Origin of the sequence: Microbacterium sp. TPD7012, assembly GCF_003075395.1 — a bacterium.
Taxonomy (GTDB): Bacteria; Actinomycetota; Actinomycetes; order Actinomycetales; family Microbacteriaceae; genus Microbacterium.
On the sequence record NZ_QDFV01000004.1, the window covers coordinates 100225 to 125633 of the forward strand.

Here is a 25409-nt window from a genome sequence, read left to right on the forward strand (position 1 = left end):
CACCGCCCGCCCCGTCACCGCGGGCTACACCTCGCGCAGCCAACGCAGCGCGCGGGCGAGCAGCTCGCGATGACCCGCCGACGCATACGAACGCGGGTCGTGTCCGAGTGCGTCGTAGACCACCCGCGACCGGCCGAGGTCCCTGGTCCACACGAGCGGGTACGGCAGGCCGTCGTGCTCATGCGATGCCAGTCGGTCGATCTCGGCATCCAGTCGGAGGTCGGTGTAGCGCTCATCGTCCACGGCGAAGTCACGAAGTCCGGCCGCGAGCGGATGCTCCGGATCCAGCCGCACGTGCGCCTCGCCGAAGTCCGGATGCCACGACCGACCGCGCACCCAGCGTCCGCCGAGCGCGCGTTCATAGCTCGGGTAGTCGCGCAGGCTCGCCGCCGCCGAGTGCATGGCGAGGATGCCGATGCCGCGGTCGAGCGCGGACGCAAGCGCGGCATCCCCCTCTGCGAGGGACGCGACGGGTTCCTCCGGTTCGGTCGCCGGCGTCCGCGTCCCGGTCGGATCGACGGAGTCCGGGCCCTCGGGATCGCCCGCGTTGATCACGAGCAGCCGTACGCCGTCGTCGAGTCGGCGCAGGGCTCCGTCGGCTCCGGTCTCGATCCGCGGGGAGAAGCCGGCTGCACGAGCGAGCTCGGCCAACAGCGGGCTGGTCTCGGAGTACGCGTGCCACGGATCGCTGTAGCGCCCGGTTCCGGTGAGTATGAGGGCGTCGACCATGCCTACCCCTGCGAGATCAGCTTCTTGACCAAGTACTCGTGCACGGCTTCGGGGCCGCCTTCCGAGCCGAAGCCGCTCTCCTTGCGCCCGCCGAAGAACGTGTCCCTGGCGCCGACGCCGAACTTGTTGACGCTCACCATCCCGACGTCAAGGCGACGCGGCAGACGCAGCGCCCGGTCGGCATCCTTCGTGAACACGTAGGCGGCGAGGCCGTACGGCAGGGCGTTCGCGCGGGCGATCACCTCGTCCTCGTCGGAGAACACGCTGGTGGCCGCGATCGGACCGAACGGCTCGTTGTGCATCACGAGGGCGTCGTCCGGGACATCGGCGAGGAGCGTGGCCGGCCAGTAGTAGCCGACGCTGTCGTCTCCCGAGCCGCCGGCGACCACGGTCGCCCCGCGCTCGACCGCGTCCTCGACGAACGGGGCCATCGCGTCGTAGCGGCGCGAGTTCGCGAGCGGCCCCATCTCCGTCGCCTCGTCGAAGCCGTCACCGATGCGTGAGGCCGCGAGGAGCTCGCCGAAGCGGGCGACGAACTGCGCGTGGACCGCCTCGTGCACGTAGAAGCGCACGGGAGAGCCGCACGACTGCCCCGTGTTGTGGAGCTTGGCACCGAGGGCCTGCCGCGCGACCTCGTCCACATCGACGTCGTCGAAGATCAGGACCGGCGCGTGCCCGCCCAGCTCCAGCATCACGGGCTTCGCCGCGTCGCCGGCGAGTCGGGCGAGGTGCTTGCCCACGCCGATCGACCCCGTGAACGAGACCTTGCGGATGACGGGCGACGCGATCAGCGTCTCGGAGATCTGCGCCGGGTCGCCGAACAGCATGCTCAGCACGCCGTCGGGCAGACCGGCGTCGACGAGGGCGTCCGCGAGCGCGACGGCACTGGCGGGGGTCTCCTCGGCGGGCTTGATGACGACCGTGCAGCCGGCGGCGAGGGCGGCGGCGACCTTGCGACCCGGCACCGTGAGGGGGTAGTTCCACGGCGTGAAGGCGGCGACCGGCCCCACCGGCTCGGTGACGACCAGGGTGCGTCCGTCGTCGGCGGCCGTGGGGAGGACGACTCCGTAGGCCCGTGGTGCCTCTGTGGCCAGGGAGTCGATGATGTCGGCCGTGTAGTCCACCTCGCCGAGCGAGTCGCCGTAGGGCTTGCCGTTCTCGAGGGTCATGGCACGGGCGATCGGCTCGCGGCGGTCACGCAGCAGCTGCGCCGCGCGCATCAGGATCGCGGCGCGGTGGTGCGGCGAGGTGTCCCGCCACCCTTCGGCGGCACGGCCGGCACCGGCGAGCGCGGCGGCGATGTCCTCGGAGGTCGCCAGCGGCACTCGTCCGACGATCTCCCTGGTCGCCGGGTTCTCGACGGCGGCCGTCTCGCGGTCGGCGGCGCCGATGCGCCTTCCGGCCACGAGAAGCTCGATCTCCGGGTATCCGGATTCCGTTGACGTCATGGAAGCACCTCAGATCTCTCAAGTGGTGGGAATGCGCTGTCCGGGATATCTCTATCGCTAACAATCATAAACTCGTCCGACGCAGAAAGCGCATTCCCGGTCGGTTCGCGATAGTCTTCTTCACGATGAACCTCGATGCCCGCGGCGGACGACCGCCGACACTCTCGGACGTCGCACGCCTGGCCGGCGTCTCCCAGTCGACCGCGTCGCGCGTCGTGAACGGCTCGGCGCGCCGCGTCGACGACGGATACCGCGAACGCGTCCTCGGCGCGGCGCGCCAGCTCGGCTACGCGCCGAACACGGCTGCGCAGGCCGTGGCGCGGGGCGCATCGCACCGGATCGCGCTCATCACGGGCGGCATCGCGGATGCCTACTTCTCGGCGATGACCGCGTCGATCATGAACGCCGCGGAGCAGATCGATCTCCGCGTCTCCCTCGCGGTCAGCTCGCGCAGCACCGAGCGCGAGCTCGAGCTGGTGCGCGAGCTCCGCGGCGAGCAGCCTCGCGCGATCATCCTCGCCGGCACCGGCTACACCGACGCGCGGTCTGACCCGGCCGTCGAGGCCGAGCTGCTGCGCTACCAGGAGACCGGCGGGCGCGTGGTGCTGATCAGCCGCACCGACATGCCCTTCGAGACCGTGTACTTCGACGACTTCGAGGGGGCTCGCCGCCTCGCCGTGGAGATGCTGGCGCGCGGCTACCGCGCTCCGCTGCTCCTGGGGAGCGGCCTGCCGCTGCGTTCCATGCAGGAGCGGATCGACGGCTTCACGGCCGGATTCGCCGAGGCGGGCATCGCGATCCCGCCCTCGCGCATCCTGCGACCGGCATTCGACTGGGATGCCGCACGGGAGCTGCTGGCGACGATCGACGACGACGTTCTCGCGTCCACCGACCTCGTGTTCGCGGTGACCGACGTGCTGGCGCTGGGGGCGTTGAACGGCCTGCGCGAGCGAGGCATCGACACCCCGGGACGGATCGGCGTCGCCGGATTCGACGACATCACGACTCTGCGGGACGTCGTGCCGCCCCTCACGAGCGTGCACGTGCCGCTCGACGAGGTGGCGGCCGAGGCGATCCACCGGGCCACCGCCGCGCCCGCAGACCTGCGCCGACGCGTCATCCCCACCCACCCGGTCGTGCGCGCGAGCACTCCGCCCCGCTGAGTCCGGGGGCGACGTGCGGCGCGAGCGGGTCATGCCTTCACACCGCCGGACATGAGGTCCAGGCGCCAGAACCGCTGCAGCGACAGGAAAAGGGCGACGACCGGGATGATCGCGATCGCCGCGCCCGTGATCACGAGCGAATAGAGCGCGGCCTGGGAGGCGCCGGCGCGGAGCATCGCGTAGAGCCCGAGCGTGAGCGGGAACTTCGAGTCGTCCGTCAGCATGATGAACGGCAGCAGGAAGTTGTTCCAGATCGCGATGAACTGCAGCAGGAACACCGTCACCAGCGCCGGCGACATCAGCCGCAGACCCGTCGACAGGAAGATGCGCCATTCCGTGGCCCCGTCGATGCGCGCGGCCTCCATGATCTCGTTCGGCACCGAGGCCTCGGCGTAGATCTTGCACAGGTAGATCGCGTAGGGACTCACCAGCAGCGGCAGGATCACCGAGAAGTAGTTGTTGGTCATCCCGACCTGGGCCAGCAGCAGGTACTGCGGGATCGCGAGCATGATCTGGGGCAGCAGCACCGCCGCGACGATGATGCGGAAGATCGACGTGCTCCCCCGGAACCGGTACTTGGCGAGGGCGTAACCCGCAGCTGCGGCGATCAGGGTGGAGGCGATGCCGCCGCCGCCGGCGTACAGCGCCGAGTTGAGCATCCAGCGCCCGAAGATGCCGTCGCGGTAGGCGAGCAGCTGGGCGATGTTCTCGAACAGGCCGCCGGTGAACGACGGGAGCGCGGTGGGAGTGGAGAACAGCTCGGTGCTGCTCTTGGTCGACGCGATCACGATCCACAGCACCGGCAGCACGCAGTAGAGCGCGCCGACGAACAGCACGATGGTCGAGAAGAGGTTGGTGCGGCTCAGACGCCGGGGACTGGTGACGACGGCGGTCATCGCTTCTTTCCGATCAGGATTCCGACACGGTTCACGAGGACGGACGCCCCGACCGTCAGCACCACGAGCAGCAGCGAGGTGGCCGCGGCCCGGTGGATGTCGTCGTTGACGAAGGCGTCGGTGTAGACCTTCATCAGCGGGACCCAGGTCGACGAGATCGCGTTGGCGAGCGGGCGCAGGGTCGTCGGCTCGTTGAACAGCTGCAGAGCGCCGAGCACGGAGAACAGGGAGCACATCACGATCGCCGGGCGGATCAGGGGCAGCTTGATGCGCAGCGCGATCTGGAGCTCACCGGCGCCGTCGAGCTTCGCGGCCTCGTACATCTCCTGCGGCAGCCCGCGCAGGGCCGTGTACATGATCACCATGTTGAAGCCGACCACACCCCAGACGGCGATGTTCGCGACGGAGAAGAAGATCTCCGTCCCGCCGAAGAAGTCGATGACCTCGCCGCCGATCGGGCTGGTGGCCGGAAGGTAGAGGAAGCCCCAGAGCAGGGAGGCGATCACGCCGGGGACCGCGTAGGGCAGGAAGATCAGGATCCGCCAGACGCCGATGAGGCGGGTGCGGTCCGCATCGAGGCAGAGCGCGAAGAGCGCGGCGAGGATGATGGTGCCCGGCACGCCGATGCCGGCCACGATCAGCATGCGTCCGAGACCCGCCCACAGCTCGGAGTCGAGGAAGGCGGCGAGGTAGTTCTCGATCCCGACGAACACGAGCGAGGACTCTCCGCCCAGCAGGCCGCCGGAGATCCGACGCTGCATCAGGCTGAGGATGAGCGCGTAGATCGCGGGGGCGAGGGTGAAGAGGGCGAGCAGGATCAGAGCGGGCGTCAGCAGCGCGAGGGCGAAGCCGGCGTTCGTCCTCGGTCGGCGTCGACCGCGTGGCTCTTCCTCGGTCCGCCGGCCGGAGCGCCGCGGTGCGGTGGTGGTGGTCACGTCTGTCCTTCTCTTGGAACGGCGGGTGGGGCGACGACGCCCCACCCGCCGGGCATGCTACTTCTCGACCGTGAAGCCGAGCTTCTCCATGTCGGCCACCGTCGTCTCCTGCATGTTCTTCAACACGTCGGAGAAGGGCGAGCCGGACTCGATCGCCGCGGCGAAGCCGTCGTTGTACGCGCCGAACGTGACCGTCGCGTTCGGACCCCAGAGGTCGAACGTGCGCGCCCCCTCGGAGATCGTCGCGACCGTCGAGTAGTAGTCGGGCTGGTTCGGCATGTACGCGGGAGGCGTCTGCAGGGCGTCGAGCTTCTGCCCGTTGATGGCGGCCGGGAAGATGTTGATCTTCTCGACCTGGAGGGCGAGCGCCTCGTCGCTGGTGTTGAACCATTCGATGAAGGCGGCCGCCTCCTGCGGGTGCTTCGAGTCGGTGGTGACGGCGGTCGCCGAACCACCCCAGATGCCGGTGGTGGCGTCGCCCGCGTTCCAGTCGGGAAGGGCCGTCATGGTCCACTTGCCCTTGGTGTTGGGCGCGATGCCGCCGAACTGGGCGGGGGCCCAGGCGCCGGAGATCCATCCGGCGTACGTGCCGTCGTCCATCTCCTTGTTCCACTGCGGAGACCAGAACGGCTCGCCCTTGATGACGCCCTCGTCGATCAGCCCCTGCCAGTAGTCGGCGACCTTCACCGAGTCGGCGTCGTCGATCTCGACCTTCCAGGTGTCGCCCTCGGCGGACCACCAGTTCGCCCCGGCCTGCTGGGTGAGACCGGTGAACCAGCCCGGGTCGACCGAGCTGAACGTGCCGAGATACTTGCTCGGGTCGGCCGCGTGCAGCGTGCGGGCGACGTCGGCGTACTCATCCCACGTGGTGGGCGGCGTGAGGCCGTACTGCTCGAAGATGTCGTTGCGGTAGAAGAACACCAGCGGCGCGAAGTCCTGGGGCAGGCCGAAGACCTTGCCATCGAAGGACACCTGGTCGAAGGCTGCGGGCGTGAAGCTGTCGGCAGCGTCCTTCGTGTACTCGGTGATGTCGGCGGCGACCCCGTTCGCGACGAGTGCCGGCAGCGCCTGGTACTCGACCTTCACGATGTCGGCGGCGTCACCGGACTTGTGCGCGGTGAGGATGCGGCTGACGAGCTCGTTGCCGCCGGCGGGGTCGGTGACTTCGACCTGGATGTCAGGGTGCGACTCGTTCCAGACCTCGGCGATCTCGGGCATCGACGGGTCCCACGACCACATCTGCAGCGTGACGGGTCCGCTGCTCTCGTTCTCGGAGCCGGTGCCGGCTCCGCAGCCGGCGAGCAGCGCGGCGGAGGCGACGATCGCCCCGGCGGCCAACAGGGTCCTTCTCATGGTGCATCTCCTTTGATGGGGGGAATGTCTTCGGGTGACGGAGGGACAGCGATCTCGGAATGCGCTTTCCCTCGAGGATAAAGATACCTCGCATGGCTGTCAAGCGGTCGCTCACGCCATCGCCGCGAGCTCGCCGAGTGACACCGCGTGCATGGCGTCCTCACCGCGGGCGGCCCGCTGCGCCTCGCCGACGACGGACTCACCCAACCGGCGGAGCTCGTTGCCCAGCGCGCCGGCGATGTGCGGGGTGACGATCACCGACGGCGACTCCAGGAGCACGTGTCCCGCGGGGAGCGGCTCCGGATCCGTGACATCGAGCACGGCCCGCAGCCGCTCGGCACGGATCTCGTCCACGAGAGCCGCATGATCGACGATGGGACCCCGGGCGGTGTTGATCAGGGTGGCCCCGTCGGGCATCAGCCCGAGCAGTCGGCGACTCACGAGTCCGACCGTCTCGGGGAGCAGCGGCGCATGGATGCTCACGATGTCGCTGCTCGCGAAGAGCTCGTCGAGCTCGACCACCCTGGCGTGCTCGCGGATCGGGTCGTCATCAGGCAGATACGGATCGCTCACCGCGACGTCGACGTCGAAACCGCGCAGCAGCGCGATCACCCGCCGCCCGATCTTCGATGCGCCCAGGACGCCGATGCGGCGCCGATGGTTGCCGATGCGCTCGAACTGCGGCGTGAGGTCGCCCGCGGGATCCTGGCGGTGCGCGGCCGCGGCTGCCGCGACGCCCTTGCCCTCGAGGAGGATCATGGCGAGCGTGTACTCCGCGACGGGTATGGCGTTCGCCGCAGCCGCCGTGGTCACGCGGATCCCCCGATGCCAGACCTCCGGATCGAGATGCTCCTTGACCGTCCCGGCCGCGTGGTGGATCGCGCGGAGAGCGGGCATCCGAGCCAGTTCCTCCGGCCCGATCCACGGGCAGCCCCAGCCGGTGATGAGCGTGTGGACCGTGCGGAGGCGCGGATCGTCCAGGGACTGCGTCACCGGGCGGTCGCCGAAGTCCAGCAGAGCGCCCAGGGCTGCGAACTGCTCGGGAGCGAACAGCTGCGTCACGAGACCGCGTCTCATCACGAACTGCGCGCGGGGGCGCGCACTCTCCACCTGGTCCGGGGGAACGATCATCGATTCTCCTTGGCGAATGCGGCGACGGCGGGCTACGATCAGACGGCGGGAAACCGCATTCCGAGAATGTACCAGCATCGCGAATCACGTGACGCACACGAAAGGAGACCATCACGGTGACGACGTCGAAGATCGCCGCCGGCTCCGGCAGCTGGGTGCGGTGGAACCCGGCGAGCGTCGGAGACGACGTTCCCCTCGCCGAATCCATCGACCTCGTGCACGAGCTCTTCGAGGATCCCGTCGTGCGTGTGCTCGACACCGCGAACAACTACGGCTTCGGAGCCAGCGAAGAGCGGATCGGCATGGCGATCCGGGAGTACGGCTTCGTCCCCGACGGTTTCGTGATCCAGACCAAGGCGGACCGCGACATGACGACCGGGGACTTCTCCGGAGCCCGCGTCCGCCGTTCCCTCGACGAGAGCCGGACGCGCCTCGGCTTCGACCGTCTGCCGGTGGTCTACCTGCACGACCCTGAGAACATCACCTGGGAGCAGGCGTTCGCCGTCGACGGCCCGGTCGCCGCCCTGGTGGCGGCCCGGGAGGCGGAGATCATCGGAACGCTCGGCGTCGCGGGCGGCCCCTCCGACCTCATGCGGCGATATCTCGACACCGGGCACTTCGAAGCGCTCATCACCCACAACCGCTATACGGTCGTCGACCGCAGCGCCGACCGTCTGCTCGATCACGCGCACGCGCTCGGCGTGCATGTCACGAACGCGTCGCCCTACGGAGGAGGCTTCCTCACCGATTGGCCGCCACCAACCGAGCGATACGCCTACGGGCCCGCGGGGCCGAGCGTGCGACGGACCGCCGCGACGGCGGCGCGACTGTGCGCGGACGCGGGCGTGTCGCTCATCGCCGCGTCCCTTGCCTTCTCGACCGAGGACCCGCGCATCGACAGCACGATCATCGGCATGCGCACGACCCGCGATCTCGCCGCGACGCATGAGCTGCTCGCGACCCCGGTCGCGCCCGAACTGCGCGACGCGCTGCGTGCGCTCCAGTCCGACCCCCGCGAGTGGCAGGACGCGGTCGACGCCTGACCGTCGCGACGCCCGAGTTCCTGCTCCTCGAGGTGGTCGACCACAGGGGCGATCATGCGCTCAGTGGTCGGTCCAGTCGAGCGACCGCGACACGGCCTTCCTCCAGCCCGCGTAGAGGCGCTCGCGCGTCTCGGCATCCATCTGCGGCTCGAACGTGCGCTCGATCTCGATCGAGGCGCGCAGCTCGTCCTGCGAGGCCCAGAATCCCACCGCGAGCCCCGCGAGGAACGCGGCGCCGCGCGCGGTCGACTCGGTCACACGCGGACGGTGCACCGGCACGCCGAGCTGATCGGCCTGGAACTGCAGGTGGAAGTCGTTGGCCACTGCGCCGCCGTCGACCCGCAGCTCGGGGAGCGGCGTGCCCGACTCCGCGGTCATGGCGTCGATGACGTCGCGATAGGAGTAGCTCATCGACTCCAGTGCCGCGCGCACCAGCTGCGCGCGACCCGTGCCGGGGGTGATGCCGAACACGGCGGCGCGCGCGTACTGATCCCAATAGGGTGAGGCGAGACCCGTGAAGGCGGGCACGAGATAGACCCCGCCGGTGTCGGGGACGGATGCCGCGATCGCCGCGGTCTCCTCGACGTCGTCGATGATGCGGAGTTCGTCGCGGAGCCATTTGATGGTCACCCCGACGCCGAAGAACACGCCCTCCAGCGCGTACTCGACGCGGCCGTCGAGTCCCCACGCGATCGTCGTGATCAGACCCGCCTCGGAGTGGACCGGCGTCGTGCCGGTGTTCATCATCACCGAGCCGCCCGTGCCGTACGTGGCCTTCACGGCCCCGGGCGCGAAGCACGCCTGTCCGAAGAGGGCGCCCTGCTGATCGCCTGTGGCCGAGGCGACCGGGATGGCCGTTCCGAAGCCCGCCGTCGCGCCGGTCGTGCCGTACACCTCGCTCGAGGGCCTCACCTCGGGCAGGATGCCGCGCGGGATGTCGAGGATGTCGAGGATCTTCTGGTCCCACGTGAGCTCGCGGATGTTGAAGCACATCGTCCGGGAGGCGTTGGAGTAGTCGGTCACGTGCGCGGCGCCGTCGGTCAGCTTCCAGATGAGCCAGGAGTCGATGGTCCCGCACAGCAGGTCGCCGGCCTCGGCCCGTTCGCGCACGCCGGGGACGTTCTCGAGGAGCCAGCGGATCTTCGTGCCGGAGAAGTAGGTGTCGATCGGCAGCCCGGTCGATTCGCGGATGTACTCGGCGTGACCGTCCGCGCGCAGCACGTCGCAGAACTCGGCGGTGCGGCCGTCCTGCCACACGAGGGCGTTGTGGACGGGCTCTCCCGTCACGCGGTCCCAGATGACGCAGGTCTCGCGCTGATTGGTGATGCCGATCGCCGCGATGGCGTCGGCCGGCACTCCCGAGTCGGACAGCACCCGGTGTGCGACCCGGAGCTGCGACTCCCAGATCACCTCGGCGTCGTGCTCCGCCCAGCCGGGGGCGGGGTAGTGCTGCTCGAACTCCTCCTGCGCGATGTGCTCGATGGACCCGTCATCTCTGAAGAGAATCGCGCGAACGCTGCCGGTGCCGGCGTCGAGCGCCATCACGTGTGTCTTGTTCATCCTCGAACCGGTTCCACTTCGTCGTGTGTTGACCGGGCATCATGCCCGTGACTAGAGTGACCGAAGTTTATTCTGAAAGCAAGTGAATCAGAGAAATATTTACCGAATGGAGCATCCATGCGCGCCGCCGTCCTGTTCAGCCCCCATGAGCCGCTGCGGATCGAGGATGTCGAGACGCCTGCCGTCCTCGAGCCGCACGAGGTGCGCGTCGCGACGGCCGCCGTCGGGCTCTGCCACTCCGACCTCCACGTCATCGACGGTCGCGTCGCCCGACCCATGCCGATCGTGCTCGGCCACGAGGCCTCCGGCATCGTCAGCGAGGTGGGGTCCGCCGTGGCGGACGTGGCTGTCGGAGATCACGTCATCGCGTGCTTCGTCGTGTTCTGCGGCGCGTGCCGCATGTGCCGTGCGGGGAAGCCGGCCATGTGCCAGGACCGGGAGGCGACGATGCGCGGTCGCGGTGCGGAGCCGCGGCTGTCGCAGCACGGGGCCGAGGTGCAGCAGTGGACCAACATCGCCGGATTCGCGGAGGAGATGGTCCTGCACCGGAACGCGGTGACGGTCATCGACCGCCGGATGCCGCTCGACCTCGCGGCGATGCTCGGGTGCGCCGTCGCGACGGGGGTCGGCTCGGCGCGGAAGGTCGCCGGAGTCTCCGAGGGCGACCACGTGGTCGTGATCGGCGCCGGCGGTGTCGGGCTGAACGTCTGCCAGGGCGCGGCGCTCGCCGGGGCGGCGACCGTGATCGCGATCGACCGCAGCGAGGAGCGCCTGCGTCTCGCCCAGGAGCGGTTCGGCGCGACCCACGGGATCAACACCTCCGTGGTGGCGGATGCCGCGGCCACTGTGCGCGCACTGACGGACGGCGGTGCCGATCACGTGTTCGAGGCGGTCGGCGTTCCGGGCCTGATCGGGCTCGCCCTCGACGCGACGGCCCGCGGTGGGTCGGTCTGGGCGGTCGGCGTATTCGGCGACGAGGCCGAGATCGCCTTCCCCGCCGGGCATCTGCACGCCGGCAAGGGCGTGCAGGGCGTGCGCGCGGGATCTCTCGAGCCGCAGAAGGATCTGCCGCGGCTCGTCGAGGAGTACCTCGCCGGACGGCTCGAGCTCGACGCCCTCGCCGGGCGCCGCATCCCGCTCGAGCAGATCAACGACGGGATCGCCGACCTCGAGGCCGGGGTCGGCGCCCGCACGCTGGTGGTGTTTCAGCCGATCGAGTAGCCGCCGTCGACGTTGAGGATCGTGCCGGTGATGTAGGCGGCGTCGCGGGAGACGAGGAAGCCGATCGCGCGTGCCACATCGTCGGCCTCGCCCCAGCGCGCGAGCGGGATGCGCGCGCTGATGCGCTCGAAGCGCTCGGCGTCGTCGCGTGCGCGACGCGACATCGGCGTCGCGATCCAGCCCGGAGCCACGGCGTTCACGCGGATGCCCTCCGGAGCGTAGGCCACGGCCTGCGAGCGGGTGAGCGCGACGACGGCACCCTTCGACGCCGCGTAGGCGGGGGAGTTCGCCGAGCCGAAGTAGCTCCACATCGAGGCGAAGTTCACGATCGATCCGCCGGCATCCGCGAGGCGTGAGCGGAGCAGCTCGCCGACCGCGAGCACACCCGTGACGTTCACTCCGAGCACCGCGTCGAACTGGTCGGGCTGCCACTCGTCGTCGCGCAGCACGGCCGCGCAGGTCACCAGGGCGCTGACCGGCCCGACGTCGGCGAGCGACTCCTCGAGCGCCGCGCCGTCGCTGACGTCGCAGCGGCGGAACGTGATGCCGTCGGGGAGGTCTGCGTCGGCGTCGAGGCCCAGCGCCACGATGCGCCAGCCGCGCTCCACCAGCAGGTCGGCGACCGCCCGGCCGATGCCGGTCCCTCCTCCCGTGATCACGGCGAGCGGTTCGGTGAGGGGCGTGCGGGACATGGTCTCTCCTGACGTATCGAAATTTATTCGACCGTAGCTTGACACCGGGGGAAATTTCAATGAGCATGTCTCCCGTGCCCTCATCGACGACGCTCACACCCGACCGACCTACCGCCGACCCCGCTCTGCTGGCCGATCGAGCTGCCTTCGTGCGGACCGAGACGATCCGCCTCATCGAGATCGCGAAGGTCGGACACTACAGCTCGGTCTTCTCGGCCGCCGAGATCTTCGCCGCGCTCTACTACGGCGTGATGCGCACGGATGCCGCTCGCCCCGACTGGCCCGACCGCGACCGATTCCTGATGGGCAAGGGGCATGCCGCCGTCGGTCTCTTCCCGATCCTGGCCGACCTCGGGTACTTCCCGACCGAGCTCCTCGACGGCTACACGCGCCTCGGCAGCCCGCTGGGCGACCACCCGGACATGACCAAGGTCCCCGGAATCGACTTCAGCTCGGGGTCGATCGGCCACGCGCTGTCGAACGGGCTCGGCATGGCGCTCGGCGGCCGGATGGCAGGGCGCGACTTCAGCGTCTTCGTCATGCTCGGCGACGGCGAGATGCAGGAGGGCCAGGTCTGGGAGGCCGCGCTCGGCGCCGCCCACCACCGGCTCGGAAAGCTCGTCGCCATCGTCGACCGCAACGGCTTCCAGCTCGACGGCAGCGTCGATGACGTGATCGGCATCGAACCCCTCGCCGACAAGTGGCGGGCGTTCGGGTGGAACGTCCACGAGGTCGACGGCCACGACGCGGCCGCCGTGCGCGATCTGCTGCTCGCGCTGGCGGAGCGCCCCGACGGGGAGGCGCCGAGCTGCGTCATCGCGCAGACGAAGAAGGGAAAGGGAGTGTCGTACATGGAGGAGGAGCCCGGATGGCACCTCGGATACCTCATGCCCGCCGACGCCGAGAGAGCCGTCGCCGAGATCCTCGAAGGAGGCCGCGCATGAGCGCGCCGCAGCTGACCCAGGGCTCCTGGCAGTACCGGAGCATCAACGCGCAGAACCCGGGCCTCGACCACCTCTCCGACGGTCTGCTCGACCTCGTCGAGGCGGGAGTGCCCGTCGTCGCCGGCACCGCCGACCTGCAGTACTCGAACGGGCTGGTGAAGTTCGCGCAGCGGCATCCGGATCGCTTCGTCCAGTTCGGGATCTCCGAGCAGAACATGGTCTCGGCCGCGGCGGGGCTCGCCACGACCGGCGCCGTGCCGTTCGTGGCGACCTTCGCGTCGTTCCTCGCGCTGCTGTGCTGCGAGCAGATCCGCATGGACGTCGCCTACACCCAGCTCCCCGTGCGCCTCATCGGGCATCACACCGGCATCGCGCTCGGCTTCTACGGAACCAGCCATCACGCCACCGAGGACATCTCGGCGCTGCGCGCCATCGCCGGGCTCACGATCGTCTCGCCCGCCGACGGACCGCAGCTCCGCGCGGCGATCAGGGCGTCGGCGGACTGGCCGGAGCCGATCTACTTCCGCACCAGCCGCGGCCGCGATCCGCAGGTGTACGGCGATGACGTGGTCTTCGAGTTCGGGAAGGGCATCGAGCACGCGAGCGGGACCGACCTCACGATCATCGCGTGCGGCACGCAGGTGCACCCGGCGCTCGCCGCGGCCGAGGAACTCCGGGCCGAGGGGCTCTCGGTGGGGGTCATCGACATGCCGACGATCAAGCCGCTCGACGACGAGCTCGTCCGCGCCGCTGCCGGGCGCAGCGGGGTCGTGCTCACCGTGGAGGAGCACAACGTCCTCGGGGGCCTGGGTGCCGCGGTCGCCGAGGTCATGGCGGAGACGCCCTCACGTGCCCGGCTCGTGCGCCACGGCATCCACGACGAGTACAGTCTCATCGCGCCGCCCACGCATCTCTACGCCCACTACCGGCTGGACGCGCCCGGCATCGCCGCCGTCGCGCGGGAGGCTCTCGCATGACCGCCGCGACCCTCCCGCACGCGCACTGGCATGCCGCCACCGAGGTGCGCCCCGGCCCGGCGGTCGTCTTCGATCTCGATGGTGTGCTCGCGGACGCGATGCACCGGCAGCACTTCCTGCACCGCGAGACGCCCGACTGGGAGTCGTTCTATCGCGATGTCCACGCGGATGCCGTGATCGAGGCGGGGCGCGCCCTGCTGTCGTGCATGCGCGACGATGTGACGATCATCATCCTCACCGCCCGGGTCGACGAGGTCGCGATCGTGACCCGGGAGTGGCTCGCCGCGCAGGGGCTCCGCTTCGACCTGCTCGTGTGCCGGCCGCCGCAGGAGGACGACGACGCCACCGTCGCCGTTGACTACAAGCGGATCGAGATCGGGCGGATGCTCGCGTGGGGCATCGAGCCGATCCTCGGCATCGACGACAACCGCAAGATCATCGACATGTACGGGGAGTTCGGCATCCCGAGCCTGTACTTCCCGAGCGGCTACTACGACAGCACCTCGCGCTACGACGGCGGCGTGTAGGCGCACGGGAGCGCACGAGGCCCGGAGGAGGGGCGGCGGGATCCCGCCGCCCCTCCTCTCATGCCATCGTGGAGCGGGCGATCTGCGAGAGGCGATCGAAGAGCTCGCCGCGGGCGGGGATGTCGATCCCGTGCACCTCCGCGACGACCGAGGTCCAGGAGTGGACGAAATAGTCCCAGCCGTCCTCGACGATGAGTTCGCGCTCCGTCCGTCGGGCTTCGGCCTGGGTGAGGAACAGCCGTGGTCCGCGGTAGTTCATGTCCCAGATGATCGAACCGAGCGGGTAGTCGACGTCGTCGGTGAGCGGAGAGCCCGGTCGATCCTTGCCCATGCCCGTCGCATTGACGAGGACGGATGCCGGGGGCAGGGCGGCGACGACGGCATCCGCCTCGCCGGGGTCGGCCGTGACATGCGGGACGACGGGGATAGGGAAGCCGATCTGCTCGTGCAGCGCGCGCATCTCCTCGAGCCGCTGCGGGGAGCGCGCGGTGACGTGGATGCGCGACGGGACCGGCAGGCCTTCGGCGGCCGCCCGGTGCAGGCCCAGCGTCGTCGCGATCGACGCGCCTCCCGCGCCGAGGAGCAGGAGCTCGCCGCCGCGATCCCAGTGGCCGTCGGGGATCAGGGCCTCGAGGGCGCGTCGGCTCGTGCGGTCGTCGAGGGCCGCGCCATGAAGCTCGCCGTCGCGTATCGCCAGGCAGCTCACCTCGTGCAGCAGGCGGGCCGAGTCGTCGAGGTCCGCGAACAGATCGCGGGCCGCCGCGAGCACGTTGAGCTTGTGCGTCGTGATGAGTCCCCCGATCGAACCGGGCTCCGCGATCACGCGCTCGACGGCGGCCCGATACTCGGCGGCCGGAGCATCGAGGGGGAAGTCGACGCCGACGAGCGTGGATCGGATGCCGAGCTCGTCCATCCACAGCGGATAGATCCGCTGCATCGCGGACTCGGCTGTGGAGACCCCGAAGAACCAGAAGGTGGAGGTCATGCGGACGCTCCCACCGTGATGAACGGCACGCCGAGCTCGGGGATGCGCCAGGCGATGTCATCCACGTCGGACAGCCGCTGGGCGAGGTCGACGGGGTCGGCGGAGTTGAACTCGAACAGACCCCAGTGGTGGCAGACCAGGGAGGGGATGCCGGCGTCGCGGCAGAGCGCCACCGCCTCCTCCAGCGTGAAGTTCCCCGGAACGCCGTGGTCGCGGCGATGCGGATCGCGGCCGTTCACGGGCAGGAGGGCGACATCGACGTTCAGGGCGCGGACGATGTCGGCCTGGCCGGGGTACGGGGCGCAGTCGCCGGAGTGGTAGATCCGCGCGGAGCCGACCTCGATGACGTAGCCGAGGAACAGGTTCTGCGCGTGGTCGTCGGCCGTGAGCTCCTCGTGCGCGGCGGGGACGGCGGTCACCGTGATGCCGCCGCGGCTGCGGAACGACTCACCGGCGTCGAGACCCAGCAGCCGCTGTGCCGGGATGCCGCGCGCGACGCCCTTCACCGCTTCGGAGCGGGGGACGACGAAGAGCGGGTCGCTCGCGCTCTGCAGGTAGGGGATGGACCCGAGATCCATGTGGTCCGTGTGCCCGTGCGTGCACAGTACCAGGGAGAGCCCGGTGACGTCTGAGGGGTTCACGGGGCTCGGGTGCATCCGACTGTGCGGGAAGATCCGGCCGCGGTACTTGTCGGCGAGCACGTCGCTCAGATACGGATCGATGAACAGGAGCTCGTCGCCGGAGCGGATCGCGAACCCCGCCTGGCCGAGCCACCAGAGGACGACGGCATCCTCCTGGCCGGCGGGTGCAGGGAATCGGGGGTCCAGTGGGAATCGGGCGGGCGTCATCGCAGCTCCTTCGAAAGAATTTCTCTAACGATAGCTAGACCAGAAATATCCTGCAAGATCGAGTGGGTGGCGAGCATGGGTTCCGCGGCCTGTTGCGCGCCGTCGCAGGCGGGGTCGGGGCGAGGCGCTCTCGCCGGTGCAACGTATGCCGGAATATCAGATTTGGCCTTTGATCTGGTGATTCTCGTGGTCCGAATGTCGGTGGCCCCGGGTTGACTGGGGGCATGGACAACACCGCGGAACTCCTGGATCGGGTCATCGCCGACCTCGATGCGGTGCTGTCCGCGGACGTGCTGGCGGGGTTGCCCGATGAAAAGCGGATGGACGTGCTGCGCGTCGCGGGAGACGCATTCCGGCGGGTCGAGGCCGTGGTGGTGGAGACGACCGCGTCCGCACACGCGGACTTCTCGCACACGTTCGGATGCCGTGGGCAGAACGAGCTGCTGCAGCGGGTGCTGCGGACGGATGTGGCGGGCGCGACGCGGGTCGGGAAGACCGCGGATGCCGTGCGGCGGCAGATCAGCGTCAGCTCCGGGGAGCGGCTGCAGGCGAGGTTTCCGGCGTTGCGAGAGGCGATGCTCGACGGGGTGATCGGTGTCGCAGGTCTCCTGGCGGCGGTGGGGCCGATCGACAAGGCGGCGCACAAGGTCGGGCGGGAGACGGTCCTCGAGGCGGATGCCCTGTTGGCGGCCTGCGCCCGCGGGTACCGCACGATGTTCGATGACCCGGTTGACCCCGTTGACGTGGATGCGGGCGCCGAAGCCGAGACGGCCGAGGGCACTGACGAGCCAGGTCCGCCGGCGACACCGGAGGACCTGCGACAGTACGCGCAGATGATCGCCGCGGCGATGGACCCCGACGGGCCGGAGCCTTCGGATCGGAGTGCGCAGAACCAGCGGTTCTTCACGATCGGGCGCCTTCGCAACGGGCTTCACGCGATCCGCGGGAACATCCTCCCGGATGTCGCAGCCCAGATGCAGGCGGTGTTCGACGCGCAGTGCAACCCGAAGACCGACGGACCCCCGAAGCCCGGAGTGCGGTTCGACGACAGCGAAAGCGCAAGCGGTAGCGACAGTGGCGGCGAATGCGGCGGCGACAGCGAAAGCGCCGGCGACGCCGGCGAGGGCGTGGGCGCAGATGCGGATGCGCCTGACGGCGACGAGCCGTTCGATCGGCGCAGTTCCGCGCAGAAGCGGCACGATGCCCTCGCCGCCGCGCTGGGCATCGCCGCGCGCCACGCCGACATGCCCACCCTGGGTGGAGCATCCCCGACCCTGGTCGTCCACGTCGACGCGAAAGACCTGGCCGCAGGGCGCGGGTGGGCGACGATGGGCGGGTCGGAGTCCCCGATCCCGCTGCATGTGGCCGCGCACACCGCCTGCACCGGCGCGATTCAGCGGGTGCTGTTCGACGAGGGCAGGATCGTGGGGATCAGCGTGACCGATCGGGTTTTCACCGTGCATCAACGGCGAGCGATCATCGCCCGTGACAGGGAGTGCCTCATCCCCGGCTGCCACGTGCCCGCGTCGTGGTGCGAGATCCACCATGTCACGGAGCATGCCCGCGGCGGTCCGACACATACCGACAACGGTGTCCCGTTGTGCTGGTGGCATCACCGATCGTTGGACTGGTCCGGGTGGGAGATCCGGATGAACGACGGAGTACCCGAGATCCGTGGACCCGCCTGGTGGGACCCTCTCGGGCGCTGGCGCGCACCGCGTCCGCGCGCCCCGCGACACCTCGCCACCGCCTGACGGAGCCGTCTGACGGAACCGCCTGCCGGAACCGCCTGACGGGGCCGTCTGACGGAGCCGGCCCGGCGTCGAGAAGATCAGTCGTCGGTCCGGAATCCCGCGGCCTTGTGCGTGCCGTCGCAGAACGGCTTGATGACCGACAGCCCGCACCGGCACAGCGCCATGGTGCGGCGATGCGGGCGGATGAGCTCGCCCTCCGGCGTGCGCAGCTCGATCTCGCCCCGAACCAGCAGCGGGCCGTCGGGGTACGGGGTGATCGTCGTCGGTTCCACGTCAGCGCTCATGACGTCGCCGCTCTCCGCAGAGAGGACTCGCCGGCCGACCACGCGTCGAGCATGTGCGCGCCCGACCAGCCGTCGACCGTGAGGCATGCGGCGGCGCCGAACATGATGTCGGCGAGCAGCTCCGGCCGATCCTCGGCCAGACCGCCGGCCAGGTCTCGCGCGGCGATCTGCTCGTGCACGGCATCCGCTTCGATGTGCTCGTCGAAGTACTCCACGACGTCCTGATCGAAGCCGAGTCGGCGCAGACCGTCGGCGTAGAGCCGGCAGGGGATCGACGAGGTCATCTCGAACGCGGCGAGGTGACCGACGACCGCGCCGACCAGGCGGCGGTTGAGCCCGAACATCGACATCATGTTGAACGACGCGAGGGTGAGCGCCGGGACCTCGTCGACGTAGGCGCCGTAGGCGGCATCGAGACCCGCCGCCCGCATCGCGTTCGCGAAGAGCACCGCGTGCACGCGATGGGGGCGCCCGCCGCCGTACTCGTCGGACTGAATCTCGACGAGCGCGGCCTTGGCTCGGCCCTCGAGCCGCGGGATCGCCCAGGAGTGCGGGTCTGCTTCGCGCAGCGTGTAGATCGAGCGCTGCCGGAGCATCTCCTCGGCCTGCTGCGTGGTCGCCTTCCTCGCGAAGTAGCGCGACAGGCTGGGGCCCGTGTCGGCCGCGGCGAGGGCGAACAGCGCCCGCCCGACGGCATCCACCGTCGGCTCCGGGATCTCCGGCATCGGGACCGTCTCACGCAGTGCGCGCTCGAACGCGTCCTCCAGGATGCGACGGGTCGTGAGGAGTGCCGGATCCCACTCCAGGTCGGCATCGAGCTCGGGAAGAGAGCCGTACGCGGAGGAGTAGAGGAGGAAGAGGGCGAGCTGGATGTCGTCGTCGTGCACGATATCGGCGGTCGCGGCGACGGCATCCGCCGCGAGTACGGAGGTGTCGAAGCCGCCCGAGTCCTCGCCGCCGGTGAGTCGCGACAGGATCGCGTGGCTGAGCGGCCCGCGGTCCGCGAAGGCGAGAGCGGTGTCGGAGGAGAGGGTGGAAAGGGTCATGATCAGGCTCCTGGGGGTTCGAACGTTCCGAGCCTGACGCGAAAGCGATGTGCGTCCAAGGGACTTGACGCGCGGCCATCGGTCAGGCATGCGCGACGGAACGCGGGCGATGCCGACCCGATACGGTGGGGGCATGCTCCAGGCCCTCCGCACCTTCGGGCGCATCCTCGCGCGGCATTGGCCGGCGCTCGTGGCCTGGTATCTCGGCGGCGAGGCGGTGCACCAGCTGCTCGTGCAGCTGGCCGGATTCGTCGGCGGCCTGACCACGCTCGGCGGTCTGCTCCTGCTCCCGCTCGCGGTCGCGGCGCGACTCATCTCCTACGTCGCGATGTACCTCGCGGTGCAGCCCTCGCTGCCGCATGCCGCTCCCGAGGGGGAGTCGGGACCGCGACGTTTCGCCCAGGCCATCCTCACGGCGATCCTGCCGTTCTTCGCGTTCTCGGCGGCCTGGGGTCTGCTCGACGCCGACCTCATCGAGTTCTTCCGGATCGCCAGCAGCATCGCTCTGCGCGATGCCGGATACGACCTCGACCAGCTCGGTGACCGCGGTGGGCTCGTCGCCATCGGAGTGCTGCCGGTCGCGGTGCTCGTGATCGCGCTCGTCGTCCGTGTCGTCCTCGCCCGATTCGGCGCCCGGCTGCCGTCGTGGACGCTCGTCGTCGCGGCGTACGCCGAGGTGCTCTGGACCTTCATGCTGTTCACGCTCGTGGGGCAGTGGTGGGCGAACACGAAGGAGTGGCTGGCCGAGCGGGCTGCGGCCGTCTGGCTCGACGGAGTCGGCGACTGGTTCGCCGCGAACCTGGTCCCCGTCGCCGCGCTGTGGGAGGGTGCGGTCTGGCTCGTCGGCTTCCTGGTCGCGGCCGTCTTCGTTCCCGCTGCCTGGCTGACCATCGCCGGTGTCACCTACGGCACCGCGTTCGATGAGACGCCGCCCGTGCTGCGTCGCTTCGCGGGCGCGTCGAACGGGACGGTGTCGCGCCTCGTCACGATCGTCACCCGCCGCTTCGAGGAGCTGTGGGCCGCGGTCGCCCTGATCTGGCGGGGTGGACCGGTCGTCTTCGGATGCCTGGCGGTCGCCTACGCGGTGTGGGCCTGGGCGACGCAGGTCGGCTCCCGGGCCGTGCTCGGCATCTTCGGCGGACAGGAGACGTCGTTCTGGGCGGCCTTCCTCCCGCTCCTGCTCGTGGCCGTCGGAGTGATCGCCGAGCCGCTCCGCGTCGCGATCGTGGCCACCGCCTTCGATGCGGTCATCGGACGTCCTGAGGCCGAGATGGGGACGCGGGACTCAGAGCTCGACGGGGAACCGGGCGATCTCGCCGTCGCCGGGGACCTCGAGCACGAACGGGCCGTCGGCGTCGTCGGGAAGCAGGAAGACGGCGAGCAGGGCGTAGGGCCCTGACGCCTCCTGGCAGTACGACTCTCCGGCGTCGAACGGCACGTCCAGCACGGAGCGCGCGTTGCTCCAGACGCGGTCTCCCTCTGCCTCGGCGAGGGTGAACAGCCCGCAGGTCGTCGCCTGCGAACCGCCACGGGAATCGATCCGGATGCTGAGGGTGCGGGATCCCTCCGGAGCCTCGAATTCGCCCCAGCGGGCGGACTCGACGGAGAGCGTCTGTCCGGCGATCTCGGCGGAGCCGTCTTCTGCCTCGACCGTCGACGGGTCGCCGGTCGAGGCGGGCAGCACGTCGAGCCAGACGTGCACGGCGACGACAGCGGCGGCCGCCACGATCAGTGCCGTGAGGGCGACCCGCTGCCTGCGCCACCACGACGTCATGGCGTCCCCAGACGCGGGGCTTCGATCTCGACGCTCGGCGCCGTCGACGCCTGGTCGAGGTCGACCCGGAAGGCGATCACGTCATCGAGCTCCGGCGTCGGATAGCGCCCGCTGAGCCGCAGCTCGCCGACGCCCGAGCGCAGCTCGTCGGGCAGCTCGAACGCCAGCATCCCCACCGTGTCCGTCCCTACGCGCAGATCCGTGGCGACGAGGGTCGCCGGCGGCCGTTCGCTCGCCTGGAACACCCGCCCGTCGATCAGCAGACTGGCCACGCCGATCGCGGCATCGACCTCGGTCGTCGGAGCGGAGACGGCGAGCTCGACGACGAGCCAGTTCCCCTCGGCCTCCCATTCCTCATCCGTCATCGTCACCTGCTCGGTGCGGGTGACGTCGACCACGACGGCGGCGAGCGTGCGAGACGTTGCCGGGCCGCCGTCGGCGGCACCGCGCACGACGAACGGATCGAGCAGCGCCTGCTCGGGCGGAGTGGCGGCTGTCACGACGCCGGCCACGAGGACGAGGACGGCACCGATGACCCAGGGGAGAGCACGACCCGACGCCCGGCCCTTCGCGACGCGCTTCACGGAGCAGCCGCCAACTCGATCTGCGCGCTGAGCGCGGCCCGCCGCCAGTTGATCGTGGAGGCTGCGAGGATGACCTGACCGGCCTGCTCCGTCGCGTCGTGGACGTCGAGCCGGGCCGTTCCGTCGGCGAGGGCGCGCACGGTGGCGTCGTCGTCGGCGACCGGCCACGCGATCGTCACCTCGGCGGGGACGCCCGGCTGCAGGATGACGGCGCGGGGCGAGCCGTCCGCGCGCCACGAGCGCGCCGTGCCGGTCACGGCGACGCCGGAGATCTCGAGCATCGGCTCGCGCCCGACGATCATCCGCGAATCGACCCGGTCGGCCGAGCGCTCGACGCCGACCGCCCGGTCGGAGAGGTTCTCCAGCCGCACCGTCACCACGAGCAGCGTCTCGCCGGATTCCGCCTCCAGGAACTGGCTCTCGACGGCGTCGGTGAGCTCCGCGTCGAGCACGGAGACGGTGTACAGCGAGGTGCGCGCGCCGTCGCCGGCGGAGACCTGAGCCGGCGTCCGGGATGCCGGGGCGAGGCCGCCGAAGCCGATGACCCCGGCGAGCAGGGCGACGATCGCGGCGGCGGCGATCCAGAACGGCAGCGCGGAGCGGCTCACGACCGTGCGCGCCGCGCCGGCAGCGGCAACCCGCGCACCGGTCGCCACCCCCTGCGTCCTCGTCACGACGTCAGCCTAGCGAGGGCTTCGCCCCGACTGCCGTCCGGTGTCAGTCCTCGTCGACGACGCTCATGTCGGGATCCGTGTTCGTCCGGGTGTCCAGCAGCTCGGGCCCGGCATCATCCGCCGCGGGATCGTCGGCGCCGGAGCCGTCTCGATGGGCACCGCCGTACTGCACGGCATCGGGAGCGGCGGGGTCGTCATGGGTGGCCGGGTCGTCGGCCGTGAAGACCTTCTCGCCGTCCGGCGCGGCTGCGGCGGCATCGAAGGGGCCGTGGTCCTCGGGGTAGCTCCGGGGGTCGCTCATGAGGGATCCTCTCTGGTCGGACCACCAGGATCGCGGTTCCGTCGCGATCCGGCTCTCCCGTTGACAGGCACGCGATCGTCTGGGTGTCAGTCCGGGCAGGTCTCGAACACGTGGCCCTCGTCCGCAGGGGTGAGCAGGTCGCGGTCGCGCAGCACCATCGACGCGGGGGAATCCTCGTCGGCGCACATCTCGGCGAACGTCCGCGGCAGCTCATCGGAGTACTCGACGTCGATCACGGCATCCCCGTAGACCGCGGTGTACGCGTGGCATTCCTCGTAGGCCGCGCATTCCTCCGCGACGGCGAAGTCGAATCCCGCCTGCTCGTGCAGCGCGGCGGCATCCTCGGCGGAGTTCTTCTGCCCGGCGGCGAGACCGGCGCGGTGCGCGGCGTCGACGAGAACAGCGGCGAGCGCCAGGTTGTCCTCGAGGGAGAGCGCCTCGTCCGAGCGCGTGTAGGTGTCGAGATTGTCGAACTCGACCGCGTCGAATCCGGCATCCGCGCAGAGGTCGATCCAGGGGACGACCTGTGCGGCGATGCGCTCACGATTCTCCAGGGTCGCCGTGTCGAGCAGCGCCTCATCCGGCCAGTCCGGGTCGAACACGACGTCGCCGTCGCGGTGCAGCAGCAGATCGGCATCCCAGGCGTCGAGCTCGCCGGGCTGGGTCTGGAAGCCGTTCACGTAGCAGACCGAGTAGATGCCGGGAGCGGGATCGGCTGCGCGGTCGCGCCCGACGACGGCGACCTCTGCGGCGGGCGCGTAGGCGCCGCCGAGCTGATAGTCGACCATGGCTCCCGCGGGAGGGAGCGACCAGTCGGTGGGCGGAGCGGATGCCGCGGGGGCGCCGGTCGCGGCGGTGCAGCCCGTGAGTCCGAGCAGGATGCCGACCGCCAGTGCGGCCAGCGCGGCCCGCGGCGTCCGGGCGGAGGAGGGGCGACGGAGCACTCCAGAAACCTACCGCGCCGATCGGGAATTCTCCGAGGGGAGGCGTCGTTGGCGTTATATGCAATTGCATGGACCTTGGAAAGGACCTCTTCGGTATGACCATCTACAACGTCGGCTTCCTCGTCGGCAGCATCTCCTCGACCTCGATCAACCGCCGGCTCTCGCGCGCCCTGGTGAAGCTCGCGCCGCAGGCCGATCTGACTCTCACCGAGATCCCGATCGCCGACCTCCCGTTCTACTCCGCGGATCACGATGCCGCGATCCCGGCCGAGGCGGCCGAGTTCAAGAAGGGCATCGAGGCGTCCGACGCGATCATCCTCGTGACTCCGGAGTACAACCGGTCGGTCCCCGGTGTGCTGAAGAACGCGCTCGACACCGCGAGCCGTCCGTGGGGGCAGAACAGCTTCGCCGGCAAGCCGTCCGCCGTCATCGGCGGCTCGATCGGACCGATCGGCACGGCCGTCGCCCAGCAGCAGCTGCGCTCGATCCTGTCGTTCCTCGCCTCGCCCGAGCTCGCGCAGCCCGAGGCGTACATCCACATGCGCGACGGACTGTTCACGGAGGACGGCGAGGTCACCGATGACTCGACCGTCGAGTTCCTCGTCTCCTGGCTGAAGGCCGTGCACACGCACATCGCGAAGACGCTCAGCCCCGTCACCTGACGCGGTCAGCTCGCGGTCGCTGTCCCGATCAGCGGTCGCTGTCCCGTTCTGCTGGCCCATCTCGACGAGGAGTCAGCAGAACGGGACGGGGTCAGCTGATCGGGACCGGGCCTCAGCTTCCGGCGCCGTACAGCTGCGCGACCTCTTTCGACCCCATGCCCTGGTCGTAGGTCCCGTGCTGCGGCCAGCCTTCCGGCGAGTCCTCCCACTCCTCCTGCCGACCGTACGGGAGCACGTCGACGAGCGCCTGCAGGTGACTGAAGCGCTCGGTGCCTCGCCCGCTCGTGTGCCAGGTGCGGTAGACGGTGTCGCCGTCGCGCAGGAACACGTTCACCGCGAACCCGCCGTCCGGCGGCGCATCGACGTCGGAGCCGAACGTGCTGTCGGCGCTCGAGTACCACTCCATGCGGTTCCCCACCCGGTCGCGATAGGCGACGGCCTCGTCGATCGGGCCGTTCGTGACGATCACGAAGCGCGCGTCGTAATAGCGGTCGAGGAAGTCCAGGCGCGTGAACTGCGAGGTGAACCCGGTGCAGCCAGGGCACTGCCACTCGTTGCCGTCGGACCACATGTGGTTGTAGACGATGAGCTGCGACTGCTCGCCGAAGACGTCGGCGAGCCGCACCGGGCCGTCGGCGCCCATGAGCGTGTAGTCCGGCATCCGCACCATCGGCAGGCGTCGTCGCTGCGCCGCGATGGCGTCGAGCTCACGGGTGGCGGCCTTCTCGCGCACCCGCAGCGCATCGAGCTCGCGCTGCCAGGTCTCGGCGTCGACGACGGGCGGAAGGGGCGTCTGGGCAGTGCTCACGGTGACCTCCGGATGCTGATGAGACGATGCATCCAGTGTGCGCGCGGCCACCGACAGCGTCAACGGAGTTCAGCGCCGACCCACCCCGTTGTGGACGATCCGGCCTGGAATGTGCGTTCGCAGAGG

Annotated in this window: 27 protein-coding genes; 9 read left to right on the plus strand and 18 right to left on the minus strand. The window is 70.0% G+C overall.

From position 1 onward, the window contains the following. Window positions 1-24: 24 nt before the first annotated feature. A complete protein-coding gene (locus DC434_RS11890) occupies window positions 25-729 on the minus strand; it encodes a ThuA domain-containing protein (protein WP_116635522.1) in 705 nt (234 codons plus the stop codon). 2 nt (window positions 730-731) lie between these two features. Next, window positions 732-2177, minus strand: a complete 1446-nt coding sequence (locus DC434_RS11895; RefSeq protein ID WP_116635523.1) for an NAD-dependent succinate-semialdehyde dehydrogenase — start codon at window positions 2175-2177, stop codon at window positions 732-734. Window positions 2178-2302: 125 nt separating this feature from the next. On the opposite strand from DC434_RS11895, the gene DC434_RS11900 reads away from it, so the two are divergent. Further along, window positions 2303-3340 carry a LacI family DNA-binding transcriptional regulator gene (locus DC434_RS11900; RefSeq protein WP_116635524.1) on the plus strand — a complete coding sequence of 346 codons (1038 nt, stop codon included), beginning with the start codon at window positions 2303-2305 and terminating at the stop codon, window positions 3338-3340. Window positions 3341-3369: 29 nt separating this feature from the next. On the opposite strand, the gene DC434_RS11905 is transcribed toward DC434_RS11900, so the two are convergent. From DC434_RS11905 to DC434_RS11920, 4 genes are all read right to left on the minus strand, one after another. Beyond that, window positions 3370-4236, minus strand: coding sequence for a carbohydrate ABC transporter permease (locus tag DC434_RS11905; RefSeq protein ID WP_116635525.1), 867 nt, complete (start codon window positions 4234-4236; stop codon window positions 3370-3372). Further along, window positions 4233-5171, minus strand: coding sequence for a sugar ABC transporter permease (locus DC434_RS11910; protein ID WP_243408910.1), 939 nt, complete (start codon window positions 5169-5171; stop codon window positions 4233-4235). The genes DC434_RS11905 and DC434_RS11910 overlap by 4 nt, the downstream gene beginning before the upstream one ends. A gap of 57 nt (window positions 5172-5228) precedes the next feature. Continuing rightward, complete coding sequence (locus tag DC434_RS11915) at window positions 5229-6524, minus strand: sugar ABC transporter substrate-binding protein (protein WP_116635526.1); 1296 nt, start codon at window positions 6522-6524, stop codon at window positions 5229-5231. Window positions 6525-6635: 111 nt separating this feature from the next. Continuing rightward, entirely contained in the window at window positions 6636-7655 is a 1020-nt protein-coding gene (locus tag DC434_RS11920) for a hydroxyacid dehydrogenase (protein WP_243408911.1), read from the minus strand. A gap of 116 nt (window positions 7656-7771) precedes the next feature. Here DC434_RS11920 and DC434_RS11925 point away from each other — a divergent pair, with 116 nt between their 5' ends. Next, window positions 7772-8698, plus strand: coding sequence for an aldo/keto reductase (locus DC434_RS11925; protein WP_165808060.1), 927 nt, complete (start codon window positions 7772-7774; stop codon window positions 8696-8698). A 60-nt stretch (window positions 8699-8758) separates the two neighbouring features. Here the strand turns inward: DC434_RS11925 and glpK are convergent, their stop codons facing one another. Further along, window positions 8759-10258 carry a glycerol kinase GlpK gene (glpK, locus tag DC434_RS11930; protein WP_116635528.1) on the minus strand — a complete coding sequence of 500 codons (1500 nt, stop codon included), beginning with the start codon at window positions 10256-10258 and terminating at the stop codon, window positions 8759-8761. A gap of 117 nt (window positions 10259-10375) precedes the next feature. Here glpK and DC434_RS11935 point away from each other — a divergent pair, with 117 nt between their 5' ends. Then, entirely contained in the window at window positions 10376-11479 is a 1104-nt protein-coding gene (locus tag DC434_RS11935) for an alcohol dehydrogenase catalytic domain-containing protein (RefSeq protein ID WP_116635529.1), read from the plus strand. Here the strand turns inward: DC434_RS11935 and DC434_RS11940 are convergent. After that, the gene (locus DC434_RS11940; protein WP_116635530.1) at window positions 11464-12171 is read right to left on the minus strand and encodes an SDR family oxidoreductase; all 708 of its coding nucleotides are present in this window, start codon (window positions 12169-12171) and stop codon (window positions 11464-11466) included. The two genes, DC434_RS11935 and DC434_RS11940, sit on opposite strands and share 16 nt — an antisense overlap. A gap of 74 nt (window positions 12172-12245) precedes the next feature. Between DC434_RS11940 and DC434_RS11945 the strand changes: the two genes are divergently transcribed. From DC434_RS11945 to DC434_RS11955, 3 genes are read left to right on the plus strand one after another with little or no spacing between them, the layout of a single operon-like run. Next, window positions 12246-13115 carry a transketolase gene (locus DC434_RS11945; RefSeq protein ID WP_207769964.1) on the plus strand — a complete coding sequence of 290 codons (870 nt, stop codon included), beginning with the start codon at window positions 12246-12248 and terminating at the stop codon, window positions 13113-13115. Continuing rightward, window positions 13112-14092, plus strand: coding sequence for a transketolase C-terminal domain-containing protein (locus tag DC434_RS11950; protein WP_116635532.1), 981 nt, complete (start codon window positions 13112-13114; stop codon window positions 14090-14092). The genes DC434_RS11945 and DC434_RS11950 overlap by 4 nt, the downstream gene beginning before the upstream one ends. Further along, window positions 14089-14619: a hypothetical protein gene (locus DC434_RS11955; RefSeq protein ID WP_116635533.1), complete on the plus strand. Its 531-nt coding sequence runs from the start codon at window positions 14089-14091 to the stop codon at window positions 14617-14619. Before DC434_RS11950 ends, DC434_RS11955 begins: the two co-directional genes overlap by 4 nt. 58 nt (window positions 14620-14677) lie before the next feature. Here DC434_RS11955 and DC434_RS11960 read toward each other — a convergent pair whose 3' ends face one another. Both DC434_RS11960 and DC434_RS11965 read right to left on the minus strand, forming a co-directional pair. Next, window positions 14678-15604 (minus strand): shikimate dehydrogenase, encoded by a 927-nt coding sequence (locus tag DC434_RS11960; protein WP_116635534.1) that lies wholly within the window; start codon window positions 15602-15604, stop codon window positions 14678-14680. Further along, window positions 15601-16452: an MBL fold metallo-hydrolase gene (locus DC434_RS11965; RefSeq protein ID WP_116635535.1), complete on the minus strand. Its 852-nt coding sequence runs from the start codon at window positions 16450-16452 to the stop codon at window positions 15601-15603. Before DC434_RS11965 ends, DC434_RS11960 begins: the two co-directional genes overlap by 4 nt. Window positions 16453-16676: 224 nt before the next feature. On the opposite strand from DC434_RS11965, the gene DC434_RS11970 reads away from it, so the two are divergent. Next, on the plus strand, window positions 16677-18206 hold the full coding sequence (locus DC434_RS11970) for a DUF222 domain-containing protein (protein WP_116635536.1): 1530 nt from the start codon (window positions 16677-16679) through the stop codon (window positions 18204-18206). Between the two features lie 77 nt (window positions 18207-18283). On the opposite strand, the gene DC434_RS11975 is transcribed toward DC434_RS11970, so the two are convergent. Next, entirely contained in the window at window positions 18284-18490 is a 207-nt protein-coding gene (locus DC434_RS11975) for a CDGSH iron-sulfur domain-containing protein (RefSeq protein WP_116635537.1), read from the minus strand. Next, a complete protein-coding gene (locus tag DC434_RS11980) occupies window positions 18487-19536 on the minus strand; it encodes an iron-containing redox enzyme family protein (protein ID WP_116635538.1) in 1050 nt (349 codons plus the stop codon). The genes DC434_RS11975 and DC434_RS11980 overlap by 4 nt, the downstream gene beginning before the upstream one ends. Window positions 19537-19669: 133 nt before the next feature. Between DC434_RS11980 and DC434_RS11985 the strand changes: the two genes are divergently transcribed. Then, window positions 19670-20935, plus strand: coding sequence for a hypothetical protein (locus tag DC434_RS11985; protein WP_116635539.1), 1266 nt, complete (start codon window positions 19670-19672; stop codon window positions 20933-20935). Here DC434_RS11985 and DC434_RS11990 read toward each other — a convergent pair. The 5 genes from DC434_RS11990 to DC434_RS12010 all read right to left on the minus strand — a co-directional run bounded on the left by DC434_RS11990 (window position 20822) and on the right by DC434_RS12010 (window position 23813). After that, window positions 20822-21310, minus strand: coding sequence for a hypothetical protein (locus DC434_RS11990; protein WP_116635540.1), 489 nt, complete (start codon window positions 21308-21310; stop codon window positions 20822-20824). The two genes, DC434_RS11985 and DC434_RS11990, sit on opposite strands and share 114 nt — an antisense overlap. Continuing rightward, complete coding sequence (locus tag DC434_RS11995) at window positions 21307-21894, minus strand: hypothetical protein (RefSeq protein ID WP_116635541.1); 588 nt, start codon at window positions 21892-21894, stop codon at window positions 21307-21309. The genes DC434_RS11990 and DC434_RS11995 overlap by 4 nt, the downstream gene beginning before the upstream one ends. Then, window positions 21891-22568, minus strand: a complete 678-nt coding sequence (locus tag DC434_RS12000) for a hypothetical protein (RefSeq protein WP_133192800.1) — start codon at window positions 22566-22568, stop codon at window positions 21891-21893. Before DC434_RS12000 ends, DC434_RS11995 begins: the two co-directional genes overlap by 4 nt. A gap of 43 nt (window positions 22569-22611) precedes the next feature. After that, a complete protein-coding gene (locus DC434_RS12005) occupies window positions 22612-22869 on the minus strand; it encodes a hypothetical protein (RefSeq protein ID WP_116635543.1) in 258 nt (85 codons plus the stop codon). 86 nt (window positions 22870-22955) lie between these two features. After that, entirely contained in the window at window positions 22956-23813 is an 858-nt protein-coding gene (locus tag DC434_RS12010) for an endo alpha-1,4 polygalactosaminidase (RefSeq protein WP_207769965.1), read from the minus strand. 95 nt (window positions 23814-23908) lie between these two features. Between DC434_RS12010 and DC434_RS12015 the strand changes: the two genes are divergently transcribed. Next, window positions 23909-24475: an NADPH-dependent FMN reductase gene (locus DC434_RS12015; RefSeq protein WP_116635544.1), complete on the plus strand. Its 567-nt coding sequence runs from the start codon at window positions 23909-23911 to the stop codon at window positions 24473-24475. A gap of 112 nt (window positions 24476-24587) precedes the next feature. Here the strand turns inward: DC434_RS12015 and DC434_RS12020 are convergent, their stop codons facing one another. Further along, window positions 24588-25283: a DUF899 family protein gene (locus tag DC434_RS12020; RefSeq protein ID WP_116635934.1), complete on the minus strand. Its 696-nt coding sequence runs from the start codon at window positions 25281-25283 to the stop codon at window positions 24588-24590. Window positions 25284-25409 lie beyond the last annotated feature (126 nt).

Coding starts and splice junctions, on each gene's coding strand:
- DC434_RS11890 (WP_116635522.1), bottom strand. CDS start 729: ATGGTCGACGCCCTCATACTCACCGGAACCGGGCGCTACAGCGATCCG.
- DC434_RS11895 (WP_116635523.1), bottom strand. CDS start 2,177: ATGACGTCAACGGAATCCGGATACCCGGAGATCGAGCTTCTCGTGGCC.
- DC434_RS11900 (WP_116635524.1), top strand. CDS start 2,303: ATGAACCTCGATGCCCGCGGCGGACGACCGCCGACACTCTCGGACGTC.
- DC434_RS11905 (WP_116635525.1), bottom strand. CDS start 4,236: ATGACCGCCGTCGTCACCAGTCCCCGGCGTCTGAGCCGCACCAACCTC.
- DC434_RS11915 (WP_116635526.1), bottom strand. CDS start 6,524: ATGAGAAGGACCCTGTTGGCCGCCGGGGCGATCGTCGCCTCCGCCGCG.
- DC434_RS11920 (WP_243408911.1), bottom strand. CDS start 7,655: ATGATCGTTCCCCCGGACCAGGTGGAGAGTGCGCGCCCCCGCGCGCAG.
- glpK (WP_116635528.1), bottom strand. CDS start 10,258: ATGAACAAGACACACGTGATGGCGCTCGACGCCGGCACCGGCAGCGTT.
- DC434_RS11935 (WP_116635529.1), top strand. CDS start 10,376: ATGCGCGCCGCCGTCCTGTTCAGCCCCCATGAGCCGCTGCGGATCGAG.
- DC434_RS11940 (WP_116635530.1), bottom strand. CDS start 12,171: ATGTCCCGCACGCCCCTCACCGAACCGCTCGCCGTGATCACGGGAGGA.
- DC434_RS11950 (WP_116635532.1), top strand. CDS start 13,112: ATGAGCGCGCCGCAGCTGACCCAGGGCTCCTGGCAGTACCGGAGCATC.
- DC434_RS11955 (WP_116635533.1), top strand. CDS start 14,089: ATGACCGCCGCGACCCTCCCGCACGCGCACTGGCATGCCGCCACCGAG.
- DC434_RS11960 (WP_116635534.1), bottom strand. CDS start 15,604: ATGACCTCCACCTTCTGGTTCTTCGGGGTCTCCACAGCCGAGTCCGCG.
- DC434_RS11965 (WP_116635535.1), bottom strand. CDS start 16,452: ATGACGCCCGCCCGATTCCCACTGGACCCCCGATTCCCTGCACCCGCC.
- DC434_RS11970 (WP_116635536.1), top strand. CDS start 16,677: ATGGACAACACCGCGGAACTCCTGGATCGGGTCATCGCCGACCTCGAT.
- DC434_RS11975 (WP_116635537.1), bottom strand. CDS start 18,490: ATGAGCGCTGACGTGGAACCGACGACGATCACCCCGTACCCCGACGGC.
- DC434_RS11980 (WP_116635538.1), bottom strand. CDS start 19,536: ATGACCCTTTCCACCCTCTCCTCCGACACCGCTCTCGCCTTCGCGGAC.
- DC434_RS11985 (WP_116635539.1), top strand. CDS start 19,670: ATGCTCCAGGCCCTCCGCACCTTCGGGCGCATCCTCGCGCGGCATTGG.
- DC434_RS11990 (WP_116635540.1), bottom strand. CDS start 21,310: ATGACGTCGTGGTGGCGCAGGCAGCGGGTCGCCCTCACGGCACTGATC.
- DC434_RS12005 (WP_116635543.1), bottom strand. CDS start 22,869: ATGAGCGACCCCCGGAGCTACCCCGAGGACCACGGCCCCTTCGATGCC.
- DC434_RS12015 (WP_116635544.1), top strand. CDS start 23,909: ATGACCATCTACAACGTCGGCTTCCTCGTCGGCAGCATCTCCTCGACC.